15 protein-coding genes are annotated in these 21,120 nt (G+C 73.1%); 13 read left to right on the top strand and 2 right to left on the bottom strand.

The window, feature by feature from the left end; genetic code table 11:
- The first annotated feature begins 17 nt into the window (after nucleotides 1–17).
- The 10 genes from ABD256_RS01285 (at nucleotide 18) to ABD256_RS01240 (ending at nucleotide 13,200) form a co-directional block, all read left to right on the top strand.
- Nucleotides 18–269, top strand: coding sequence for an acyl carrier protein (locus ABD256_RS01285; RefSeq protein WP_344412391.1), 252 nt, complete (start codon nucleotides 18–20; stop codon nucleotides 267–269).
- Nucleotides 270–276: 7 nt separating this feature from the next.
- Nucleotides 277–1,494, top strand: coding sequence for a beta-ketoacyl-[acyl-carrier-protein] synthase family protein (locus tag ABD256_RS01280; RefSeq protein ID WP_344412389.1), 1,218 nt, complete (start codon nucleotides 277–279; stop codon nucleotides 1,492–1,494).
- Between the two features lie 31 nt (nucleotides 1,495–1,525).
- Nucleotides 1,526–2,599, top strand: coding sequence for a beta-ketoacyl synthase N-terminal-like domain-containing protein (locus tag ABD256_RS01275; protein WP_344412387.1), 1,074 nt, complete (start codon nucleotides 1,526–1,528; stop codon nucleotides 2,597–2,599).
- Nucleotides 2,596–2,997, top strand: coding sequence for a 3-hydroxyacyl-ACP dehydratase FabZ family protein (locus ABD256_RS01270; protein WP_344412385.1), 402 nt, complete (start codon nucleotides 2,596–2,598; stop codon nucleotides 2,995–2,997). The genes ABD256_RS01275 and ABD256_RS01270 overlap by 4 nt, the downstream gene beginning before the upstream one ends.
- Nucleotides 2,994–3,467 carry a 3-hydroxyacyl-ACP dehydratase FabZ family protein gene (locus ABD256_RS01265; RefSeq protein WP_344412383.1) on the top strand — a complete coding sequence of 158 codons (474 nt, stop codon included), beginning with the start codon at nucleotides 2,994–2,996 and terminating at the stop codon, nucleotides 3,465–3,467. Before ABD256_RS01270 ends, ABD256_RS01265 begins: the two co-directional genes overlap by 4 nt.
- Nucleotides 3,468–3,509: 42 nt before the next feature.
- Entirely contained in the window at nucleotides 3,510–4,253 is a 744-nt protein-coding gene (fabG, locus tag ABD256_RS01260; RefSeq protein WP_344412381.1) for a 3-oxoacyl-[acyl-carrier-protein] reductase, read from the top strand.
- A 72-nt stretch (nucleotides 4,254–4,325) separates the two neighbouring features.
- Nucleotides 4,326–5,048 carry a 2-hydroxychromene-2-carboxylate isomerase gene (locus ABD256_RS01255; RefSeq protein ID WP_344412379.1) on the top strand — a complete coding sequence of 241 codons (723 nt, stop codon included), beginning with the start codon at nucleotides 4,326–4,328 and terminating at the stop codon, nucleotides 5,046–5,048.
- 372 nt (nucleotides 5,049–5,420) lie between these two features.
- Entirely contained in the window at nucleotides 5,421–8,228 is a 2,808-nt protein-coding gene (locus tag ABD256_RS01250; RefSeq protein WP_344412377.1) for an ATP-binding protein, read from the top strand.
- Nucleotides 8,225–10,537: an AAA family ATPase gene (locus tag ABD256_RS01245; RefSeq protein WP_344412375.1), complete on the top strand. Its 2,313-nt coding sequence runs from the start codon at nucleotides 8,225–8,227 to the stop codon at nucleotides 10,535–10,537. Before ABD256_RS01250 ends, ABD256_RS01245 begins: the two co-directional genes overlap by 4 nt.
- Nucleotides 10,531–13,200: an AAA family ATPase gene (locus ABD256_RS01240; protein WP_344412373.1), complete on the top strand. Its 2,670-nt coding sequence runs from the start codon at nucleotides 10,531–10,533 to the stop codon at nucleotides 13,198–13,200. The genes ABD256_RS01245 and ABD256_RS01240 overlap by 7 nt, the downstream gene beginning before the upstream one ends.
- A gap of 3 nt (nucleotides 13,201–13,203) precedes the next feature.
- Here ABD256_RS01240 and ABD256_RS01235 read toward each other — a convergent pair whose 3' ends face one another.
- Nucleotides 13,204–15,699, bottom strand: a complete 2,496-nt coding sequence (locus tag ABD256_RS01235; protein WP_344412371.1) for a helix-turn-helix transcriptional regulator — start codon at nucleotides 15,697–15,699, stop codon at nucleotides 13,204–13,206.
- A 123-nt stretch (nucleotides 15,700–15,822) separates the two neighbouring features.
- On the opposite strand from ABD256_RS01235, the gene ABD256_RS01230 reads away from it, so the two are divergent.
- The 3 genes from ABD256_RS01230 to ABD256_RS01220 all read left to right on the top strand — a co-directional run bounded on the left by ABD256_RS01230 (nucleotide 15,823) and on the right by ABD256_RS01220 (nucleotide 20,302).
- On the top strand, nucleotides 15,823–18,594 hold the full coding sequence (locus tag ABD256_RS01230) for an AAA family ATPase (protein ID WP_344412369.1): 2,772 nt from the start codon (nucleotides 15,823–15,825) through the stop codon (nucleotides 18,592–18,594).
- Nucleotides 18,595–18,724: 130 nt separating this feature from the next.
- Complete coding sequence (locus tag ABD256_RS01225) at nucleotides 18,725–19,486, top strand: GntR family transcriptional regulator (RefSeq protein ID WP_344412367.1); 762 nt, start codon at nucleotides 18,725–18,727, stop codon at nucleotides 19,484–19,486.
- Nucleotides 19,487–19,540: 54 nt separating this feature from the next.
- Nucleotides 19,541–20,302, top strand: a complete 762-nt coding sequence (locus ABD256_RS01220; RefSeq protein WP_344412364.1) for a sulfite exporter TauE/SafE family protein — start codon at nucleotides 19,541–19,543, stop codon at nucleotides 20,300–20,302.
- Nucleotides 20,303–20,315: 13 nt separating this feature from the next.
- Here the strand turns inward: ABD256_RS01220 and ABD256_RS01215 are convergent, their stop codons facing one another.
- Complete coding sequence (locus ABD256_RS01215; RefSeq protein ID WP_344412362.1) at nucleotides 20,316–21,107, bottom strand: alpha/beta fold hydrolase; 792 nt, start codon at nucleotides 21,105–21,107, stop codon at nucleotides 20,316–20,318.
- Nucleotides 21,108–21,120 lie beyond the last annotated feature (13 nt).

Here is a 21,120-nt window from a genome sequence, read left to right as displayed (position 1 = left end):
GAGAACAGGAGCTACCCATGACCGTCGAGACCGCGTCGAAGATCGCCAGGATCAAGGAGATCGTCTGCGACATCCTCGAGATCGAGGAGGACGAAATGACCGAGACGAGCCACTTCGTCGAGGACCACGAGGCCGACTCGCTGCTGGCGATCGAGATCCTCGCGGGGATGGAGAAGGAGTTCAAGGTGACGATCGAGCAGTCCGAGCTGCCGCGCATGGTGACGCTGAACGGTGTCTACGAGGTCGTGGCCGAGAACGCGGGCTGGTGACGTGGCGATGACGCATCGGGTGGTCCTCACCGGACTCGGCGCCGTGTCCAGTATCGGGATGGGGGTGACCGAGTTCACCGCCGGCCTGCTGGCAGGGCGCAGCGGGGCCAAGGACATCACTTCGTTCGACACCACCGGGTTCGACTTCGCACGAGGGTGTGAGGTGCCCGACTTCGATCCGAAGGACTGGATCGAGAAGGTGCCGATCGACACGATCGGCAAGGCGACGCAGTTCGCCGTGGCAGGCGCGCGGATGGCGATCAACGACGCCGGTGTCGACCTCGACTGGCTGCGTTCGCGCCGGGGACTGGTGTCGATCGGCACCACCGACGGCGAGTCGAACGAGCTGGACAAGATGGTCGGCGTCGAGCTCGAATCCGGGCGCGCCGCGGTCAGCGCGACCGCGGCGCGCAAGATCCCGGCGACGCGGTTGTCGCTGGCGATCGCGCGGGAGTTCGGGCTCGTCGATGTCGAGGCGACGACGATCGGCACGGCGTGCGCGGCGGGCAACTACGCGGTCGGCTACGGCTTCGACGTGGTGCGGGGCGGCGAGGTGGACTTCGCGCTGTGCGGTGGCGCGGACGCGATCTGCCGCAAGACGTTCACCGGGTTCTACCGGCTCGGCACGATCGCGCCGGACAACTGCCGCCCGTTCGACAAGGACCGCAAGGGAATCCTGCACGGCGAGGGCGCGGGCGTGCTCCTGCTGGAGACGCTCGAGTCGGCGCAGGCCCGCGGCGCGCGGATCTACGCCGAGGTGCTCGGCTACGGGCTCAACTGCGACGCGCACCACCAGGTTGCGCCGAACCAGGACGGCGTGGCGAAGTGCATGCGGCTCGCGCTCGACAACGCGGGGCTCGATCCGTCGCAGGTGGACCTGATCTCGGCGCACGGCACCGGGACCAAGGCCAACGACGTCACCGAGTGCGGTGCCATCCACGACGTGTACGGGTCGGCGCCGCCGCGCACGGTCTCGCTGAAGTCGATGCTCGGGCACACCATGGGCGCGGCCAGCGCGCTCGCCGCGATCGCCAGCGCGCTGGCCATCCGCAACGGGTTCGTGTTCCCGACCATCAACCACGTCGAGACCGACCCGGAGTGCGCGATCGACTGCGTGCCGAACGAGGCGATCGCCGCGGACCTGAACGTGGTGCAGAACAACGGCATGGCGTTCGGCGGGAACAACGCGAGCGTGATCCTCGGCAAGTACCCGGTAGCGGCCTGACGGCGACTGCCGTAGCGAAAGGAGTGTCCCGATGTCCGCAACGGGTCCGGTGATCACGGCTTGGGCCGCGGTGTCGCCCTTCGGAACCGACCGAAAGAACTTCCTCGACGGCATGGCGGCCGGCCGTCCGGCGGCGAGCACGAGCAAACCGGAGGACGGTGTCGTCCCCGGTGAGCACGGGTTCGTGGTGCCGAACTTCGCCATCAGGGAAATACTGGGGCGCAAGGGAACCAGGATGATGGACCGGGTCGCCGCGCTCACCATCACCGCGGTCGGCCAGATCTTCGACGCGGGGGAGCCCGGCAACGCGCCGGAGGGGACCGGGCTGGTGCTCGGGACCACCACCGGCAGCATCTGGGGCGCGATGGACTTCACGCGCACCTCGATGCTCGCCGAGCTGCCCTACCACGTCGAACCGGGCCGGATGCCGGGCGGAGTGATGAACTGCGCCGCCGGGCACTGCGCGATCTGGTACCAGCTCACCGGACCCAACACGACGCTGGCCAACGGGCGGCCGTCCGGGCTGATCGCCCTGCGGTACGTGCGCAGGCTGCTGGCCCGCGGGCGGGCGAACACCGCGCTCGTCGGCTCGGTCGAGGAGTACTCTCTCGACCGGTCGTGGCTGGAGTACAACGCCCGTGACGGCGCGCCGGGGCCGCTCGGGGAGGGCGCGTGCCTGTTCCTGCTCGAAAACCCCGGTTCGGTGTCCCCGGACCGGACGCCGCTGGCGGAGCTCTGCTCGGTCTCGTCGCGGGTGTACCTCGAGGACGACCCGCGCTCGTCGATGCACGCCTGCGTGCTCGACGCGCTCACCGAAGCCGGTGTGGAAGCGGCGGATGTGTCGATCGTGGCGCCGTCGGGTTTCACCGGCGCGGCGGGCGAGTACGAAAGCGAGGTGCTCGACGGCCTGTTCGGGCGGGTGCGCCCGCAGTGGGTCGACGTGGCCGGCCTGATCGGGGACACCGGCGCGGTGTCGTCGTCGTTCCAGGTGGCGGCCGCGCTCGGGCTGGCAGGCGATCGGCCGGGTGTCGCCGTGGTGACCTCGGTGGACGCCGACGGGACGATCGCGTGCGCGGTGTTCCGGCTCTTCGGGGTCCAGACGTGAGCCCGTCGCGGGTGAGCCCGGTCCGCGGCGAGATCGAAGTGGTCGAGCACGCGGCCCTTTCGGGTGGTGTCTGGCGCTCGGCGGCCAGGTTCGCCGTACAGGAGCTGGAGCCGGTGTTCGCGGGGCACTACCCGGGTTTCCCGATCTTCCCCGGGGTGTGCGTGGTGGAGTGCGCGCACCGCGGGGCGCTGGCGACGAAGCCGGCCGAGATAGCGGGTCTCCGGTTCGCGGCACTGGGTTCGGCCCGGTTCGTGTCGGCGGTCCTGCCAGGTGACGTGCTGGACATCGCGCTCGAATGGCGCCGGGAAGCCGCTGGCCTGCGGGTGGCGGCGAAGGTCGCCACCGGGCGGGGGAAGGCTGCCTCCGCGCGGCTGCACTACACGGAGGAAAGCTCGTGACCGCGGCTGATCTGCTCCCGCACCGGTACCCGATGTTGCTGGTGGACAAGGTGCTCGACCTGGTCGACGGCCGGGAAGTCACCGCGGTGAAAGCCATCTCCGTCAACGAACCGTGGTATGCGCGGGCCGGTGCTGGGGCAGCCGAGGCCAGGTTCGCGTACCCGCAGCTGCTCCTGGTCGAGTCCTTCGCCCAGACGGCGGGGATCCTCGGCACGACCGTCGGCCTCGGGGGCACCTCGGAAACGGGGCAGGTGACGCTGATCGGCTCGGTCAGCGACGCCCGCTTCCACCGCGACGTGTTCCCCGGCGACGTGGTGACCCATCGCGTCCGCGTCGAGAAGGTACTCGCCGACGCCGCGGTGGTGTCCGGGGAGAGCGAGGCCAACGGGGCGCCGGTGCTCACCGTGTCGCAGATGGTCCTCGCGTTCCGGCCGGAGTCCGAACTCGCCCCCGGCGGCGAGTCCCGCTGAACGCCCACGCGCTGAAGAGACGCTGGAGAACAGGAGAGCACGATGAGTGAGCACGCACGGGTGGCGCTGGTCAGCGGCGGGTCCCGCGGGATCGGCCGCGCCGTCGCGCTCCGGCTCGCGGCCGACGGGTGGGACGTCAGCTTCTGCTACCGCTCGGACGCCGAGGCGGCGACCGAGGTGGAGAAGCTGGTGTGCGAGCAGGGCGTGCGCGCGCTGCCCGCCAAGGTGGACGTGGCGAACGCGGGCGAGGTGGCCGACTGGGTCCGGCGCACCGAGGAGGAGTTCGGCGAGATCGGGGTCGTGGTCACCTCGGCCGGCATCACGCGCGACCAGCCGCTCGCGCTGATGTCGGACGACCAGTGGCAGGACGTGGTCCACACCAATCTCGACGGCGTCTTCCACGTGTGCCGCCCCGCGGTGTTCGCGATGATGAAGCGCAAGGCGGGCTGCGTGGTGAACCTGTCCTCGGTGTCGGGGGTGTACGGCAACCCGACGCAGACGAACTACTCGGCGTCGAAGGCCGGGATCATCGGGTTCACGCGCGCGCTGGCCAAGGAGGTCGGCCGGTACGGGATCAGGGCGAACGCGGTGGCGCCCGGCATCATCGACACCGAGATGACGCAGGCCATGACCGAGGCGGCGCGGGCGAAGATGCTGAAGTCGATCCCGCTGCGCAGGTTCGGCGCCGCCGGCGAGGTCGCCGATCTGGTCTCGTTCCTCGCCTCGGACCGCGCGGCCTACATCACCGGGTCGGTGCTCCAGATCGACGGCGGGATCACCGTCTGAGCGTTCCCGCCGCATTAGACAAAAGTGTTGAGTATTTGATTGGACAAGCGTGTTGCTTATTCTGGAGGCATCATGGCCAAAAGCGTGAAAGCGCGGTGGTACTTCTCGCTGCGCAGTCCCTATTCCTGGCTCTGCTATCGTGATCTGCTGGCCACCGACCCCGGCGTACTGGATGTCATCGAATGGGTTCCCGCATGGGAGCCGGGTGAACGGTTGCGCGGCCAGTTGGTCGAACGCGGCGTCGAAATGCCGTGGATGCCGATGTCGAGGGCGAAGCACTTCTACATCCTGCAGGACGTGCGGCGCCTGTCGAAGGACCGCGACCTGCCGATGACCTGGCCGATCGACAACGCCCCGAACTGGGACGTCGCCCATGTCGGCTACCTCGCGGCGGCGCGCGCGGGGGCGGCGCGCGCCTACGTCGACCGGGTCTACGCGGCCCGCTGGGAGCGCGGCGAGAACATCTCCGATCCGGCCGTGATCGGTGCGGTCGGGCAGGAGATCGGGCTCGGCGCCGAGCTGGTTTCCCGTGCGCACGAGGACGAAGAGCTGCTGGCGCAGGGGCTCGACGTGCTGGAGGAGGTGGCGCGCGACGGGCTGTTCGGGGTGCCGCTGTTCACGGTCGGGCGGGAGAAGTTCTGGGGCGTCGACCGGCTCGACCGGTTCGTGTCGACGCTGCGCGCGCGGGTGCCGATGCCGGATCCGTCGCCCACCGCGGCCGAGTACGAGCGAATGGAGTTCCCGGAGCTGGCGCACGCGGTTTCCGACGCCGGGCACGCCGGCGGGTGCGGCTGAAAGCGGAACGGGCGGAAAGGCGCGGCGGGCGGGTGCCTCGGGCATCCGCCCGCTTCATTCTGCACCAAGCGCGGTCGGTAAACACCGGGTCATCGGCGGCGGGCACGGAAAACGAATCTTTCGGGGCGAGAATCGTTCATGTTCCAGTATTGCCCGTTCTTCCTTTCTTCGTGCCCTTTTCTACGCTCAGATGAGCGTGCAGTCGGTCACCCCGCCGGGAATTGGTGAGGGATAACCCTGCATCTTTCTGTCCAGCCTGCATTCGGGCTACCTGGCGACAGCGGCGCGTGATCGAATGAGCGCCGGGCGCACTTCGAGCCTCGGCGGCGCTACCACCGGAGGAGCACCGGCTCGAGTGGGAGGGGCGGTGTGGTGACCGTGTGGAATCTGCCGTCAGCGCCGACGGGTGAAATGGTCGGGCGAACAAAGGAGCGAGCCCGGTTCGACGCGTGCGTCCGGCACGCGACGGCGGGGCACGGCCACGCGCTGCTGGTGCGGGGCCCGGCCGGGATCGGCAAGACGAGCCTCGCCGTCGACGCCCTCGAACGCTCGGTGCCGTCCTCGGCGACGGTGCTGACGGCCCGGTGCGAGCAGCAGTACGCGACGAGCCCCTACACCGCGGCACGGTCCCTGTTCGCCCCGCTCGGCCTCGAACCCGGCTCACCGCTGCTGGCGGGCAGTGCGCGGCACGCGCTGCCCGCGCTGGCGGGCGGCGAGTACATCGCCAGCGGCTCCTACGCCGTGCAGCACGGCCTGTACTGGCTGACCGTGACGCTCGCCGGGGACGGGCCCGTGGTGCTCTTCGTCGACGACGTGCAATGGTGCGACGACGTTTCGCTGCGCTGGCTGAGCTTCCTGCTGCGCCGCGCCGAGGACCTGCCGCTGCTGGTCGTGCTCACGCGCCGGACGGGGGTGACCGCGACCGCCGACGAACCGATCGTCGAGATCGAGGGGATGCGGGGGACCGAGATCATCGAGATCGGCCCGCTGTCACTGGACGCCGTGTCCGAACTGGTGGCACCCCACCTCGGCGAAACCGGCGAGCTGTTCGTGCGCACCTGCGCCGAGGAGACCGGCGGGAACCCGCTGCTGCTGCGCCTGCTGCTCGACGAGCTGCGGCACGCGCGGGACACCGACGACCCGCCGTCGGTCTCGGTTTCGGAGATCGTCGGGTCGGGGCGCGCGGTGCTGGCGAGGTCGGTTCTGGACCGGTGCACGCCGTCGGCGCGGGCCACCGCGACCGCGATCGCCCTGCTCGGCGTCGGCGAGACCGCGCTGATCGGCAACCTCGCCGGGTTGCCGCGCCGCGCGGTCACCGCGGCCGTCGGAGTCCTGCGGGCGAACGGGATCCTGCGCGCGGACAGCCTCGAATTCGTGCACGACCTCATCCGCGCCGAGGTGCTCGACGCGATCCCGCCCGCGGACGTGCCGCGGCTGCGGATCAGGGCCGCGACGTTGCTCAGCGACGCGGGCGTGCCCGCCGAAGAGGTCGCGGTGCACCTGCTGCCGCTGCCGGCGATCGAAGAGCCGTGGATGGCGGAGATCCTGCGTGAGGCCGGCCGGAGCGCGGGCAAGCGGGGAGCGCCCGGCGTCGCGGCGCGGTACTTCACCAGGGTGTTGGCGTTCGACCCGGGTGACGTCGAGGTGCTCCTCGAACTCGCCGACGCGCTGACGCTCGTGGAGCCCGCGGCGGCGGTCGGGCTGCTCGACCGCGCGCTCCGGCTCGTCGACGGCCCTCGTGCCCGCGCGCCGATCGCGGTCAAGCTCAGTGCCGCCTCGGTCACCGCAGGCGACGCGAGCCGCGCGATGAAGGTGCTCAGCGCGGTCGCGGCCGAGCTGGCGGGCGAGTCCGACGCGGAGGGCGCCGCGCTGCGCACCGCGGTGGAATCGGCGCTGCTGGCCACCGGTCTGGAGGAGAAGGGCACGGTGGCCGCCGCGATGGCGAACGCGCGGGCGCGGATCGCACCCGCCGGTGACACCGCGGGCGAACGCCAGTTGCTGGCGATGCGGGCACAGGCCGGTGCGCTCTACGGCGAATCCTCGGCCTCGGTCGCCGCCGACGCCCGCCGGGCGCTGCGCGTCGACCAGGCGGGGCTGACCGGTTCGGCGGTGCTGTCCGCGGCGCTGGCGCTGTGCCTCGCGGACGAATGCGCGACGGCGTCGACGGCGCTGGACCGGTTGATCGCCCACGCCCAGCGCACCGGGGAGGCGTGGGCGTACTGCCGCGCGCTTAGTTCGCGCGCGTTGCTGCGGCACACGCTGGGCAACCAGGTGGAGGCGGGCGCCGACGCGCACACCTCGTTCGACCTGGTCCGCCAGGAGCTGTGGGGCGGCACCGTGGTGATGCCGCAGATCGTGCTGGCCACGGTGCTGGTGCAGCGCGGCGAACCCGATCGCGCCGACGCCCTGCTCGACGCGATCACCCATGCGGGGCTGGAGCGGCTCGCGGTGTCGCACCACCTGTTCCTGATCACCCGTGCGCGCGCGAGCGCGGCGCGGGGCGACCTGGAGTCCGCGGTGCGCCACGCCCGCGCCTGCGGCGCGAGCCTTGCCGAGTCCGGGATCGGCAGCCCGGTGATGGCACCGTGGTGGCTCGAAGCCACCTGCGCGCTGGCCGAACTCGGCCGCGGCGGCGAGGGCGCCGAACTGGCCGAACTCGGCGCGGAACAGGCGGCGCGGTGGGGTACCCGGCGCGCCGTCGGGATGGGGCTGGTGGCCAGGGGGCTGTCCGGGGGCCGCGACCGCGGCGTCGAGTTCCTCACCGAGGCCGTGCGCCTGCTCGACGGCACCGCGGGCGTGGAGCACACCCGCGCGGAATACCTGCTGGGAAAGGCGTTCCTCGACCGGGACGATCCGAGGGCGGCGCGAAGACACTTCCGGCTGGCGATGGACGAAAGCCTGCGCGGCGGGGACCGGCTGATGCTGGCCGCCGCGCGGAAGGCACTGGTCACCGCGGGCGGCCGGACACGGGCCGCGGACTCGCTCCTGGACACGCTGAGCGGCAGCGAACGCCGGGTCGCCGATCTCGCCGCGGAGGGCGCGGGCAACCGCGTCATCGCGGAGTCGTTGTTCGTCACCGTCCGCACGGTGGAAACGCATCTCACCAACGTCTACCGCAAGCTCGAAGTCACCGGACGAACCGAACTCGCCGCCGTGCTCGCCGGGAGGCTGGTCAGATGACCCTGGTCGAACGAGACACCGAGCTCGCCGCGCTGACCCGGCTCGCCGACGATCTCGCCGACGGCAAGTCGAGCATCGGGCTGGTGTCCGGACTGCCGGGGACCGGGCGCACGAGCCTGCTGCGCGCGGTCGCGGCGATCGGCGAGGGCAGGCGCGTCCGGGTGCTGTCGGCGCGCGGGTCGGTCAGCGAGTCCGGCCTGCCCTTCGGTCTCGTCTCGCAGCTCGAATCGTCCCTTGTGGACACCGATCCGCCCGGGCTCGGCGGCACGGTGGAGGCCGGTGACGAGGGTGTGCGGACGCTGTGCGCGCGGTTCGTCGCGCTCGCCAGGCGCCGTCCGCTCCTGCTGCTGCTCGACGACATCCAGCTCGCCGACGCGTGGTCGAGGACCTGGCTGCTCGCGCTGCTGCGCAGGCTGTGGCAGGCGCCGCTGATGGTGGTCGTCGCCGGTGCGGGCGCGGGCGTGCCGTTCCTCGCCGACGAAACCGCGGAGCCGTGGCAGTCCTCGGGGCTGCACTGGGATTCCGTGCACGTGCTGCGCCTGCGCCCGCTGACCGTGGCCGGTGTCGCGGCGATGATCGGCACCGACGAGCGGTCACCCGCCGCGGCCGAGGTGCGGCGCGTGACCGGGGGCACCCCCGCGGTGGTCGCCGCGGTGCGGGCGGGCTGGTCCCCGGCCTCCGGCCTGACCGAGCAGCTCGACCGGGTCGCGGCCGACGCCGTGCGCGGACTGGTGCTGGGGCACCTCGGGCGGCTTTCCGACGACCTGCTGCGGCTGCTGCGCGCGTTCGCGGTCGCCTCGCCCACACTCGAATTCGACCAGCTCCGCCGGATCGCCGCGCCGCAGCCGCAGTCGGTTGCCCGCGCCTGGAGCGCGCTCGCCTCGGCCGGGTTCGTGCACTGGTCGGGCGGGCGGCGCTCGATCGACCGCCGGATCGCGAACTGCGTGCTGACCGGGATGGACCCGGCCGCGCGGGCGGAGCTGTACGGCGCGGCGGCCGAGCTCGCCCACCGGTACGCCGTCGGCGAGGACGGGGTGGCGCGGCTACTGCTGGGCAGCAGGCCGATCGGCGCCGGATGGGCCGCCGAGGCGCTGCTCGCCGCCGCGGAGAACAGCCGCGCACGGGGTGACGCCGAGTTCGCGTCCGCCTACTACGACCGCGCCGAGCGGGAACCGCTGTCGGCCTCCGCGCGGACCCGCCTGACGGTGGAACTGGCGACGATGGCGGCGCACACCGGCGAGCTGCGGCTGACCAGGGCCGCACTGCACGCCGCCGCCGGCCAGACCGCCGAGGTCCGGCTCGCGGCCGCGGATCTGATGGTGGCCGGCGGGGCGAAGGCGAACGCCGTGCGCGTGCTGACCGCGGCCTGCCGCGGCAGCGAGGCCGATCAGTCCGAAAAGGACAGCATCGCCGCGTTGTACTGGCTGGCGACCGAAACGCCGGAAGGTGCCGAATCCCTTGGCGTGCCAGGGGTTCCGGAGCAACTGGACCCCTCGGACGCCGACCGGGCCGGTGCCGCGGCATGGCTCGCCGCCAGCCGCGGGGTCGGCTGCGGGCGCGCGCGCAGGCTGGCCAGGGTGGCGCTGCGCGGGAATTCGGGACTGTTCGCGCCGAGGATCGCGGCCGCGCGCACGCTGACGCTGACCGACAACCCGATCGAAGCGAAGGCGGGTTTCGAAGCCGTCATCGCGGACGCGCGGCGGCGCGGTGCGCGAGCGACGGCCGCCGCCGCCGTGCTCGCCCGCGCGAGGGTGAACCTGCGGATCGGGGACCTGGCCGCGGCCGAGGCCGATGTGGACGGTGCCGGTGAGATCCTGCCCGCGCCCGAATGGCACTCCTCCGCGGTGGGCAGCCTGCTCGGCTTCCGGATCATCCTGCGCCTGGCCAGGGGTGACATCGACGCGGCCTCGCGGATCGCCGAGCCCGCGGTGCCGGACGCGCATTTCCGGTTCGCCCAAGGACTGCTCGAACTCGTGCACGACCGCCCCGGCGCCGCGGTGCGCCACTTCGAGGAGTGCGGCCGCGACATGCTCGGCAGGGGGTGGTCGAACCCGCTGCTGCTGCCGTGGCGTTCGATGGCCGCGGTCGGGCACCGCGCGACGGGCCGCCACCGCGCCGCGGAGCGGCTGGTGACCGCGGAGACGGCGCTCGCGTCGCGGTGGGGCACCCGGTCGGTGCTGGGGCTGGTCGACTTCCTGTCCGGGGTCTCGCGGTTCGACATGATGCGGTTCCCGATGACCATCTCGGGGCTGCGCCACGAACGGCCGGGCCCGGTCCGCGCACACGTGCTCACGGGGGAACCATGCTGATCGAACGGGACGCCGAGCTGACGGCCGTGGCCGAGGCCATCCGCGCCGCCTGCGCCGGCTCGGGATCGTTGTCGCTGGTGCGCGGCCCGCTGGGCATCGGCCGCTCCGCGCTGCTGCACGAAGCCGGCGACCTCGCCGCGGACCAGGGCATGCGGGTGCTGCGCGCCGGGGCGTCGCCGACCGAACAGGGGTTCGCCGACGGGGTGGTGCGGCAGCTGCTGGAACCGGTCCACGACGATCCGCTGGCCGACCACGGCGTGGACGCGGTACCGCAGCGGTGGCGGCGGCTGGCGGCGCAGCGGCCGCTCGCCCTGCTCGTCGACGACCTGCAGTGGGCCGACCCCGAATCGCTGCACAAACTCGCTTACCTGGTCAACCGGATCTCCGCGCTGCCGGTGGCCGTGGTGGCGACCGTGCTCGACGGCGACGTCGGCGCCGACCGGCTCGCCGTCGACGACCTGGTGCGCGCCGCGGCCACGACCGTGCGCCCGCGTCCGCTCAGCGTCGCCGGCGTGCGGACGTTCTTCAGCAGGCGGTGCGGTGAACCCGCCGACGAAACGTTCGCCAAGGAGTGCTGGTCGGACACCGGCGGCAAACCGATGTTCCTCGGCGCGCTGGCCGTCGGCATGCTCGCCGACGGGGTGCACCCGGTCGCCGACCAGCTCGCCGAGGCGAAGGCGTTGCGTCCGCCGGAGCCGTCGAACCGGCTCGCGCGCTGCCTGAGCTGCCAGCCGGTGCGGGTGACCCGGTTCGCGATGGCGATGACCGCGCTGGGCGAGGCGGCGACACCGGCGTTCGTGGCCAAGCTCGCCCAGCTCGACGGTGTCGACTTCGACGAGGCCGAGCGCGCGATGCGGCGCCTGGGCCTGGTGCCCGAGCACGGCCCGCTGCGGTACGTCGACGACGCGGTGGCCGACGCCGTGGCGGGCGCGCTGTCCGCGGACGAGCAGGACGAGCTGCACCTGCGGGCGGCGGGCGTGCTGTTCCGCGGTGGCGGGCGGCTGGAGGACATCGCGCAACGGCTGCTGGGCACCACGAGCGAGCCCGAGGCGTGGGCCACCGACGTGCTGCGCGCCGCGGCCTCGGCCGCCTCGGCACGGGACGACCCGGAAATGGCGACGCGGTACCTGCGGCACGCGCTCGTGCACGGCGGGGCGCGCCGGGGAGACCTGCTCGCCGATCTGGTCGCGGTCGAACGGGGCACCGACACCGCCGCCGCGGCACGGCACCTCCGGCAGGCGCTGCCGCTGCTCGAAACACCGGTGGAACGGGCGAAAGCGCTCTGCCTGGCACCGGCGCTCGCCGCCGCGGACGGCAGGCCGGACACCAGGCTCGTGCGCCGCGCCGTCACCGAACTGCGGGCCGGCCCGGAGGACGATCCCGCGCTCGCCGGTCATCTCGAAGCCAGGCTGCGGATCTGGACCCCGTACACGATGGAAGCCGGTGAGGACGCGGCGGCGTGGCTGCGCGGGGACATCGCGATGGACGATCCCGGCCAGCGGGAGCTCGCGACCGTGCAGCTCTACTTCGCGACGCTCGGGGAGACGCTGCCGAGGGCGGCGATCATCGATCTCGCGCACCGGGTGCTGGAACGCGAACCCGGCGGCACCGCGCAGCTCTACACCGCGCTACCCCTGCTGGTGCCGGTGCTGGTGGCGGCGGACGCGACCGACGGGCTGGAGTCCTGGCTCGGCGCCGTGACCGTTCGCGAGACGCCGGACCTGGCCGCGTCACTGGTGTGGACCTGCCAGGCGCTGCTGTGGTCGGCGACCGGGCAGCTGCACGTGGCGACGGAAAGCGCGGTGCGGGCGCTGGAAACGGCGCCGCCGGACTGGGCCGCGGTCGTGGGCACCTGCGCGCCGCTGCTGGCGATACTGGCGATGGAGCTCCGCGACCCGGAGCTGGCTTCGCGCGCCGAACGGGCGTGGGGACCCGACCGCCCGTCGTGGGCGCTGTCGCTGAACCACGCCGCGGTCGCCGCGACCTCACCGGGTTCCGCCGATCCCGCCGCGGCCGAGTACCTCGCCGACACCGGACGTCAGCTTCGCCGCGTGGGCCTCGCCAGCTCGGTGCTGTTCCCGTGGCGGCTACGGCTGGCCGTGCGGTACGAACACCTCGGCAGGAAAGAACGGGCGGCGGAGCTGATCGCCGCGGAGTACGAGCAGGCGCTGGGCTGGGGTGCGCCCTCGGCGCTGGGCAGGGTGCTGCGGATGCGCGGGCAGCGGATCGACGGTGCCCCCGGCGCACGGCTGCTCGACGAGTCCGTCCAGATCCTCGAATCCTCCGGCAACAAGCTGGAGCTGGCGAAGTCGTTGATGGCACTGGGAAAGCGGCTCGGCTCCCCGAAGGGCGACGCGACCCTGCGCGCCGGTTCGAAGCTCGCCGCGCAGTGCGGGCGGGCACCGGTCGCGGCCGGGCCGGAGCTCCACAGCGCCGCACCGGCCGAAGTCCGGCACACCGCCAAGAGCCCGCTCACCAGGGCCGAGCTCCGGATCGCCGAAATCGCCGTCACCGGCCGCCGCAACAAGGAGATCGCCGCGGACCTGGGCGTCACCACGAGAGCCGTGGAGAAGCACCTCACCAGCGCGTACCGCAAGCTCGGCATCGACGGCCGCGCCGACCTCCCGCACGCGTTGCCGCGGGGAAGCGCTCACCAGGGCTGAGCCTCACTCGGCAGGGCCGGGGACGAGGCCCTGCAGGCGCGCCGTGGCCAGCTCGACCCGCGACCGGCAGCCGGTGCGGTCGAACAACCGCGTGAGGTGGCTTTCGACGGTCTTCTCGCTGATCCGCATCGTGGCGGCGATCCTGCGGTTGGTGAGCCCGGCGCTGACCAGGTCGACGATGCGGAGTTCGACGGGGGAGAAGCCGTTCTTCGCCCGTCTCGGCCGCGGCACCGCGAGCCCCTGCTCCCGCATGTACTCCACGACCATCTCGTGGCCCGACAGCGTCCCGAGCTCCTTGGCGAGCCGGTGCGCCTCCAGCAGCCACGGCCTCGGATCCGGGCTGACCTGCGCCATCGCGAGGCAGGCCCGTGCGGCGCGGAACTGGTTCGGCCGCCTGCGGACCAGCCGGAGGCCGAGTTCGACGTCGGCGGGGTCGCCGCGGACGAGCCCGCCGAAGACGAGCAGCGATTCCAAGGTGGCCACCGTGCCCGCGACGTCGTGCAGCGCGTCCAGCTCTTCCAGCGCCCGCTCGGCGGTCCGGCGGTCGCCGTTGCGGTGCGCGTAGTCGATCAGGCGGCCGAGCAGGCGATCGGCTCCCGACACCAGGCCGAGTCCGCGGGCGCGCTGGTAGTCGCGCCATCCTTCTCGTACCGCGGCGGCGAACTCGTGCGCGCTGTGCCGGATCCCGCAGCGCACCCAGCTCGCGATGTGCCCCGACGAAATCCGTCCTGACACACCCTCCAGCCAGGCCTTCGCGCGCGCGATCTCGCCGCGCTGGCCGCACACCTCGGCGGCGAACACGCGCGCCAGCTGCTCGACCGCCGTCCTCGACCGCCGGGTGCGGTCGGCCTCCATGCGGCGCGCCAGCGACAGCAGATCGTCCCAGTGGCCGTCGGAGTAGGCGGCGAGCAAACGCCGGTACAGCGCGGGAGTCCCGGTGGGATGGGCGGTGCCGAGCACGGTGCCCGCGAAGGTCGCGTGGTCGTGCACCGCCACGGCCTCCGCGAGGGTGCCCGCCACGCCGTCCGGCACCGGCTCGCCGCCCCAGTGCGACCACGCCGCGGCCAGCGTCCTGAAATCGGTCGCGAGCAGGCCGAGCAGCAGCTTCCCGCCGAGCGCGGTATCCGGGTCGCCGCGGTCCGCCAGCGCCGTCAGCAGGTGCGCGGCGAGCACCGCGTCGGAGCGCAGCACCGCGATCTGCAGGAGCCGTCCCAGCCGAGGGCTCCCGTCCGGTGCGAGTGTGTCCAGAAGTGCCGAGGTGGCACGGATTTCGTCGACCCGGTGCTCGTGCTTGAGCGCGGCGAGCCAGCACACCGCGACCGCGCCTCGCGCGGGACGGTCCAGCGCGCCCGCCGACCGCCCGAGGCGGCGCAGATCGTCGGCGAGACCACCGAGGTCGCCGGTGACCAGTCGCTGGCGGACGGCCGCCCGCGCGTCCGGCGGTTCGCCGCCGGAGGGGGCCGCGGGCCGCAGCCTGGCGGCGAGCGCGGGCACGGTCACCACCATCGTGCCGTCACGGGTCACCCCGAGCACGCCCTTGCGGACGAACCCGTCGAGCGCCAGCCCCGCGCGCGCCAGGTCGGACCCCGCCGCCGCGGCCAGTGCGGGCAGGTCGTCCACCACCGGTGCGCTCGCCTCGGCGAGCACGCGCGCCAGCCGTTCACCGGTGCGCCCGTGCTCGCGGACCGCCCGAACCAGCTCGTGCTCGCCCGGCAGCGGAACGGGCCGGTCGGCGCGCCGCAGGCACAGGTGGTCGTCGACGGCGGCGATCCGGCCGTCCGCCGCCAGTCCGTCCAAAGTGGACACGATACTGCCGGGATTGCCCCACAGCGGCCCGAGTGCGCGGCGCAGCGCATCCGTGAGCGCGGGGTCGGGCGTCTTGCGCAGCGGGTTCCCGCGCCATTCGTAGAGCAGCTCGGTCACTTCGTCGTCGGTCATCGGGAGCAGGCCGAGCACCCCGTCCGCGATCTCGTCGAGCTGGCCGGGACCGCTCTGGGCGGCATGCGGGGCGATCACGGTGGCGACGCCCGCCGCGCGGAGGGCTTCGACGAGCGCCAGCAGGCCGGCCCCGCCTTCGGCCGTGGTGTCGGCGCGCAGGTCGTCGACGACCAGCACCACCGGCTCGTCCTGGACGAGCCTGGCGAGCACACCCGCCACGTCGTGGATCGAGTGCAACAGGCCCGCGTCGCCGTTGACCCGGTCGCGCACCCCGCTGACGGCGGCCACCACGTCGAACGCGCCGCTGTGCCGTTCCAGGTGCGCGGCGACGGTGTCCAGGATCGCCGCCATCACCTGCCGGGTGCCGGTCCCCGGCAGCCACAGCGGCAGCACGACGCGCTTGCGGTGCCGCCACCGCGCGATCAGCGCGCGCAGCAGCGCGCTCCGCCCCGCACCGCGGTCACCGCGCACCAGCCACAGCGCGCCGCGCACGCGCATCGCTTCGTCCAGCGTGGTCAGCGCCTCCGAACGGCCGACCGCCCGCACGTCCCCCGTCGCCATCGCCCCGTTTCCCGCCGCCTCTCACACCCGGTGACCGCCACCACCCAGGCCGTCATCGTAGGCGAAGACCCACGAGATCGACGGCATTCGTAAGGAACATTCACCTACGGCACAATGGCCGCCGTGGACGATGCGCCGTGGCGGATGACCGGACGGGACGATCTCGTCACGGAGCTGTCCGACGGCGCCAGGAACGCCGCCTCCCCGCTGACGGTCGTGACGGGGGACGCCGGCGCGGGGCACACGTCGCTGCTGCGCGCGGTGGAAGCGGAGCTGACCGCCGACGGCGTCACCGCGGTGCCGATCACGTGTGCGCGCGCGGACCGCGACCTGCCCTACGCGGTGCTGTTCCGCGTGCTGACCCGCTTCGGCGCGCTCGAAGACGGCCCGGCGGTCGCCCGCTGGCCGGTGCGGAGGCTGGTGGCCAAGCTTTCCGAGTCCGCGCCGAGCGAATCCTCCGCCACCGCGGCTGAGCTGGCGACGGCGGTGTTCGCGGTCGTCCGGCACCAGGCACCGGTGGTGCTGATCGACGACGCGCACTGGCTCGATCCCGCCACCGCGCGGGTGTTCGGGCAGCTCGCGAGGTTCTTCGGCACCGGCGCCTGCACTGTCGTCGCGGCGATGCACTGGTCGGGCTCGGCACCTCGACCGGCGGCCGACCTGTTCGCGGACCTCGCCGAGGACGGGCTCGTGCGGCGGGTGCTGCTGCGCCCGCTGACCGAGCACCAGTCGGCCAAGGTGCTCACGGACGTCCTGCGCGCGCGACCGGACACCGACCTCGTGCGGGAGCTGTGGGCGGAAAGCAGGGGAAACCCGTCCGGGCTCACCACCGCGGTGACCGGGTACCAGGCGTCGGGGCGCATCCGCGTGGCCGACCGGACCGCGTACCTGCTGCCGTGGCCACACCCGCTGGCACTGCCCGAGAACCACCCCCTGCTGGGACCGGTGCACGACGCGGGACCCCACGGCATCGCGGTCGCCGGCGCGACGGCCGTGCTGGCGCCACTCGGCGAACTGGCGCCACGGCTCGCCGCCACGGCGCTCGGCCTCGACCAGGAAGAGGTCCAGACCGCGCTGCGACGGCTCGTCGACGCCAGGGTGCTCGTCCGCGGCGGCCGCAACCGGCTGCGGTTCCGGCTTCCCCTGCTCCGGGCCGCACTGGAAGCCGGGCTTCCCCCGTACCGCCGGAGGAAGCTCGCCGCGCTCGCCGTCGAAGCGGTATGGGACGGCACCGGGCACATCGACGGTGAGCTCGCCGACGTCGCGCTGCCCGACTGGCTCGCCGACGCGGGCTCGCTCGTCGACCCGGACCGCTCCTCCGGCGAACTGCTGGCCAGGGGCGGCGCGATGCTGTTCACCGACGGCGTGCTCGCCGAACGATGGCTCGACGCGGCGACACACCGCGTCCGCGACCCCGTGATGAAAGCGCACAGCCTGATGGCCGTGAGCGCGGCGAAGGCCGTCCACCAGCGGCCCGGCGCCGCGACCACCACGTTGACCGTGCTGACCGAGCACGCCGCGCACCTGTCGCCCGAACAGGTCCACGAGATGGCGATCGTCTACCTGACCGGACTGTGCGCCGAGGCGGACGAGCGCGCGTTGGGCGAGATCGCGGACGGGCGCGCCGCCCCGCTGCCCGGCGGGCCCGCGGTCGCGGCCGTCAACAAGGCCTTCGCGCTGATGCTGCTGGCCCGCTGGCGCGAGGGCAGGGACCACCTCGTCGCGACGGCGGACGTCTGGCGCGGCGGATCCGCGGTCACCGCGGACTTCGGTGAAATGTTCCTCGGCGGCGCCGGGGTGATGCTCGGCGATCTCCGCCAGCTCCGCCGGATGCTCGACGACCCCGGCCTGTGGCGGGCACGCCACCTGCCCCAGCACCGGTTCGAGCAGATCCGCTACGAGGCGAACATGCTCCTGATGCTGGGGGAGCTCGGCGCGGCGACGCACCTGCTCGAATCGACCGGAACCCCGGTGAAGAGCCTGCCGGGCCCCGACCGGTTCATGGTGAAGTGGCTGCGCGGCGAATGGCGCGACGCGATGGAGGTGGCACGCCGCAGCATCGTCGACGGCGTGACCTCCGCGCGCCCCCTCGCGCCGGTGAAGATGCTGCACGGGGCGATCCGGATCCTCGGCGGCCAGGGCTGGATGAGCAGGGCCGCCGAGATGGCCGCCTCCGCCAGGGCCGCCCACCGGCACCTGTCCCACCTGATCGACCACGCCGAGGCGATGACCCTGCGCGTGCGCGGCGACCAGGTGGGGGCGACGGCCCTGCTCCGAAGCGCGCTCCGCTCGGCCGACGACAGCGGTTTCGTGCTCGGCACCGAGCAGATGTGGGCCGAACTCGCCGCCGCCGAGCACAATCTCGGCAACCGGGAGGCGGCCGTACGGGCGGTCGAACGGGGTCGCGGGCTGGCGGAGTCGCTGGGCACCGACCGCGCGCGGATCGCGTACCTGCTCGCGCGCGCCCAGGTCCTCGGCGATCTCACCGCGGGCGAAGAAGCCGTGCGGCTGGCCGAAGAACGCCCGGAAATGCCGCACGAGAACGGCAACGCCTTCATGCGCGCGGCGATGGTGGGAGTCCGCCCGAAACAGCTCCTTCCCCGAGCCTACGAACTCTTCGGCGAGGTCGACGCGCTGCTGTGGCGCGCGCGGTTGCGCGCACGCATGCGCGAGCGCGGCGTGCCGGTGCCCGGCCGCGCGATCACCACCCTGGAAAACGAGCGCCTGCTGGCGATCCTGGTGGCCGAAGGGCTCAGCAACCGGGAGGTCGCGTCGACGCTGGGAACCAGCGAGAAGAGCGTCGAAGGTCAGCTCACCCGCCTGTTCTCCCGGATCGGCTACCACTCCAGGGTCGAACTCGCCGCCGCCGCGCTGACCGGCGAGTTCCCCGGCTGAGACCAGGTCCCGCCCCACGGGGGTGGCGAACCGCCGTCACCGGCGAGAAAACCCGGTGGTCACACGTCCGCGCAGGTCAGCCAGGGTGGCGTAACTCCGGCGTAACGAGCGCGTGGTACCTCTGACGGTCATGAACGATCTCCATCCGGGCACCGGCCGGGCCTCCTCGTCGAGTCCCAGAGCCGAGCGCGCCCGCCGGATCGCCGACGTCCTGCGCCAGCAGATCAGCGGCGACGCCTTCCCGGACGGCGTGCTACCGGACGAACGCGCGCTCACCGCGCAACTCGACGCCTCCCGCAACGCCGTGCGCGAAGCGCTCGGGCTGTTGCGCGCCGAAGGGGTGATCACCCGCAGGCAGGGCGTCGGCACCACGGTGGTGCGCCCCAAGTACGGCCACGGGCTCGACCGGCTGGCAGGCCTCGCCGAAACCCTCATCGGATACGGCACCGTGACCAACGAGGTGCGCGCGGCCCACGTCGTCACCGAACCGCCGAGCGCCGTGGCCGAACGGCTCGCCCTGCCGCCGGGTGCGGGCGCGGTCCACCTCGAACGCCTCCGCCGCCTCGACGGCGAACCGCTGTCGCTGGACACCACGTACCTGCCGACCGACATCGGCGGCCCGCTGCTCGAACGCGACCTGGCGAACCGCGACGTGTTCGCCGTGCTCGAAGAGATCACCGGACACCGCCTCGGCCACGCCGAAGTGACCGTGCACGCGGTCACCGCCGACCCGGACACCGCCGCGCTCCTGCACATCCCCGCCGGCGCCGCCGTGTTCGCCATCGACCGGCTCACCAGGCTGGCCGACGGCCGCGCCGTCGACGCCGAGACCATCCACATCCGCGCCGACCGGCTGGTCCTGCGCGCCACCCTGCGCCGCGGCTACGCCTGAACCCGACTGGAGGCCCCCGATGCCGATTCCCCCGACAACACCGGCACGATCCCGATGACCGCCCTCACCGCGCCCGCGCTCGCCGGGCTGGCCCTGTTCGGGCTGCTCGCCGGAATCGGCATCACCGCCATCGGCCCCGGCGGCGTGCTCGCCACCATCGGCCTGTTCGCCCTCACCGCGCTGCCCCCGGCGCAGGTCGCCGGCACCGCGATCGTCACCCACATCGCCACCGGCGTGCTCGCCACCGCCGCCTACACCAGGTCCGGTCACCTGCGCGACCCGGAAACCCGGGCCACCGCCGGAATACTGGCCGCCACGGCCGTCGCGGGCACCCCGCTCGGCGTGCTCGCGAACAGCGCCGTCTCGACGCGGATGTTCGGGATCGTGCTCGCGGTGTTCGTCACCGGGGTCGCCGCACTCGTGTGGTACCGCGAAAAGCGTTCCGCCGCACCGGATCGGCGACCACGCCGATGGGTCGTGGCCGCGGTCGGGTTCGCGGTGGCCGTGGTCAGCGGCCTGGTCGGCGTCGGCGGCCCGATGCTCAGCGTCCCCGTCCTGATCGCGCTGGGCCTCCCCGTGCTCTCCGCGCTCGCCGCCGCGCAGGTCGAGTCCGTGGTGATCGCGGGCGTCGGCACGCTCGGCTACGTCTCGGCGGGAGCCGTCGACTGGCCGCTCGCCGCGCTCGTCGGCATCCCCGAACTCACCGGGGTGCTCATCGGCTGGGTCATCGCCCGCGCCGTGCCCGCCCGCGCGCTCAAGTACGCGCTCATCACGAGCCTGCTGATCGCGGCCCCGTACCTCGCACTCCACGGATGACCGACGCGGGTCGTCAGGAACCGCTCTCGCGGAGGAAATCGAGCACGAGCGGGCTCGCGACCGCTCGGAACTCTTCGAAATAGGCGTGCCTGGCACCGGGAATCAGCCGCAGCCGCGCCCCGGGGATCCGTTCGGCGAGCAGGGGAGCGTTCCGCGCGGGGTTGAACACGTCGTCCGTGCCGTGCACGACGAGCGTCGGCGCGGCGATGCGGGGGAGCGCGTCCCACCCGTTGTGGCGGGCGCTCGCCAGCAGGTGCCGCCCGCGCGCGAACGGCGTCATCGCCGGGTCCCCGATCGTGTGGTACGGACCAGGATGGGTGGCGAGCCACCCCGGTGTGTACATCAGTTCGAGCAGGGTGCGCCTCGCCGCGGCCGCATCCCGTTGCCCCAGCGCGCGTTTGACCTCCGCGTCCCGCTCGACACCGTGCGGCTCACCGGGCGAGGTACAGCCGAGCACCAGCCGCCGCACCCGGTCCGGATGGTCCGCGGCCAGCCACTGCGCGACCCTGCCGCCCATCGACGTCCCGTAGACGTGCGCCGCCTCGACACCCGCGTGATCGAGGATCGCGACGACGTCCGCGGCGAACCCGGGAGTGCTGTAGGACTCGGTGCGCGGCTTGCCGCTGTCCCCGGTGCCCCGGTAGTCGAAGGTGATGGTGCGGAACACCGCGTCGAAGTCTTCGCGGACACCGTCCCACCAATGACGGCTGTTGGCCTGCCCGGCGAGCAGCACCAGCACGCCGGCACCCGCACCGCGGACCTCGTAGGACAGGGAAACGCCGTCCGGCGCGGTGGCGAGGGGCACCGGATGATCTTAG

The sequence above is a fragment of the Amycolatopsis minnesotensis genome, assembly GCF_039529815.1.
Lineage (GTDB): Bacteria > Actinomycetota > Actinomycetes > Mycobacteriales > Pseudonocardiaceae > Amycolatopsis > Amycolatopsis minnesotensis.
This window is presented reverse-complemented; position numbering and strand designations above follow the sequence as displayed.

Excerpts from the sequence above, each read along its gene's own strand:
- ABD256_RS01255 (WP_344412379.1), top strand. The coding sequence starts at position 4,326 with ATGGCCAAAAGCGTGAAAGCGCGGTGGTACTTCTCGCTGCGCAGTCCC.
- ABD256_RS01245 (WP_344412375.1), top strand. The coding sequence starts at position 8,225 with ATGACCCTGGTCGAACGAGACACCGAGCTCGCCGCGCTGACCCGGCTC.
- ABD256_RS01240 (WP_344412373.1), top strand. The coding sequence starts at position 10,531 with ATGCTGATCGAACGGGACGCCGAGCTGACGGCCGTGGCCGAGGCCATC.
- ABD256_RS01285 (WP_344412391.1), top strand. The coding sequence starts at position 18 with ATGACCGTCGAGACCGCGTCGAAGATCGCCAGGATCAAGGAGATCGTC.
- ABD256_RS01220 (WP_344412364.1), top strand. The coding sequence starts at position 19,541 with ATGACCGCCCTCACCGCGCCCGCGCTCGCCGGGCTGGCCCTGTTCGGG.
- ABD256_RS01235 (WP_344412371.1), bottom strand. The coding sequence starts at position 15,699 with ATGGCGACGGGGGACGTGCGGGCGGTCGGCCGTTCGGAGGCGCTGACC.
- ABD256_RS01280 (WP_344412389.1), top strand. The coding sequence starts at position 277 with ATGACGCATCGGGTGGTCCTCACCGGACTCGGCGCCGTGTCCAGTATC.
- ABD256_RS01275 (WP_344412387.1), top strand. The coding sequence starts at position 1,526 with ATGTCCGCAACGGGTCCGGTGATCACGGCTTGGGCCGCGGTGTCGCCC.
- fabG (WP_344412381.1), top strand. The coding sequence starts at position 3,510 with ATGAGTGAGCACGCACGGGTGGCGCTGGTCAGCGGCGGGTCCCGCGGG.
- ABD256_RS01225 (WP_344412367.1), top strand. The coding sequence starts at position 18,725 with ATGAACGATCTCCATCCGGGCACCGGCCGGGCCTCCTCGTCGAGTCCC.